The following is a 1,623-nucleotide window of genomic DNA, read 5'->3' as shown; positions in this document are numbered from 1 at the left end:
GCAGCGCGGCCCGGTCCAGCTTGCCGTTCACCGTCACCGGCAGCGCCTCCAGCAGCACCACCGCCGACGGCACCAGGTGGTCCGGCAGGTCGGCGGCCAGCGCGTCCCGCACCGACTCCGCCGTCACCACCGCGCCCGCCTCGGGCACCACGTACCCGACCAGCCGCGCCGGACCGCCGTCCGCGCGCACGTCCGCCGCCGCCGCGGCCACCCCCGGCAGCGCCCCCAGCGCCGCCTCCACCTCGCCGACCTCGACCCGGTGCCCGCGCACCTTCACCTGGCCGTCCCGCCGCCCCAGGTACTCCAGCCCCCGCGCCGTCCACCGGGCCAGGTCGCCGGTCCGGTACATCCGCTCGCCCGGCGCGCCGAACGGGTCGGCCACGAACCGCTCCGCCGTCGCCCCCGGCTGCCCCAGGTACCCGCGCGCCAGCTGCGGTCCCGCCAGGTGCAGCTCACCGGCCACCCCCTCGGGGACCGGCCGCAGCGCCCCGTCCAGCAGGTAGACCCGCGTTCCCGACACCGGGTGCCCGATCACCGGGTCGTCCCCGGACAGCACCGCCACCGTGGCGTCCACAGTGGACTCGGTCGGCCCGTAGGCGTTGCGCGCGGCCACGCCCGACGCCACCACCCGCCGCCACAGCGCGGGCGGCGTGGCCTCGCCGCCCAGCACCAGCAGCGCGGGCCGGTGCCCGCCCTCCCCCGGATCGCCCTCCAGCAACCCGGCCGCCACCAGCGGCGCGGCCAGCGACGGGGTCGTGTCGACCACGTCGACCCGGTCCCGCCGCACCGCCGCCAGCAGCGCGTCCGCGTCCCGCGCCACCTCGGCGTCGTACAACCGCAGCTCGTGCCCGCACAGCAACCACGCCAGCTGGTCGAGCGCCGAGTCGAACGCGAACGAGTAGGTGTGCGCCACCCGCAACCGCCGCCCGGCCGCCCGCTCCGCCGAAGGCGCGGTGATCCCCCGGTGGTGGTGCAGCAGCGCGGCCAACCCGCCCCGGCGCACCAGCACCCCCTTGGGCTTCCCGGTCGACCCGGAGGTGTGCAGCACGTAGGCCAGGTGCTCCGGGTGGCGCGGGGCCGCCAACTCGTGCTCCGCCAACGGCTCCCGCGAGCACCCGGCCAGCTCCTCGGCCACCTCGACCGAGTCCAGCACCACCGACTCGACCCCGTCCGGCACCAGGTGCGCCAACTCCGCCGTCACCAGCGCGATCCGCGCCCCCGCGACCAGCTCCCGCAACCGCGCCTGCGGGTGCGCGGTGTCCAGCGGCAGGAACGCCGCCCCCGCCACCAGCGACCCGAGCAGCCCCACCACCGTCCCGACCGAGCGCGGCACGACCAGCGCCACCACGTCGTCCGGCCCGACCCCGCGCGCCCGCAGCACCCGCGCCACCCGGTGCGCCCACCCGGACAGCTCGGCCCCGGACAGCGAGACCCCGTTGTGCGCCAACGCGATCGCGTCCGCGTCCAGCCCGGCCAGCAGTTCCGGCACGTCCAGCACCGGGCCGGGCAGCGCGGGGCTCGCCCAGCGCGCCAGCAGCTCCTCCCGCTCCTGCCCGCCGATCAGGTCCACCCGCGCCACCGGCGGCGCGTCCGCCGCGCACAACCCGGCCACCAGCGCGGTGA

General features: G+C 78.3%; 1 protein-coding gene. It reads right to left on the bottom strand.

Features of this window, described 5'->3' with window-relative positions; translation table 11 throughout:
- Positions 1-1,623 (bottom strand): amino acid adenylation domain-containing protein (locus ACTUAL_RS25085; protein WP_440901978.1); only part of this gene is annotated, 1,623 nt, incomplete at both ends.

Source organism: Actinosynnema sp. (assembly GCF_052038725.1).
The sequence above is the reverse complement of the archived record's forward strand: the minus strand, read 5'-3'. Positions and strand labels throughout refer to the sequence as shown.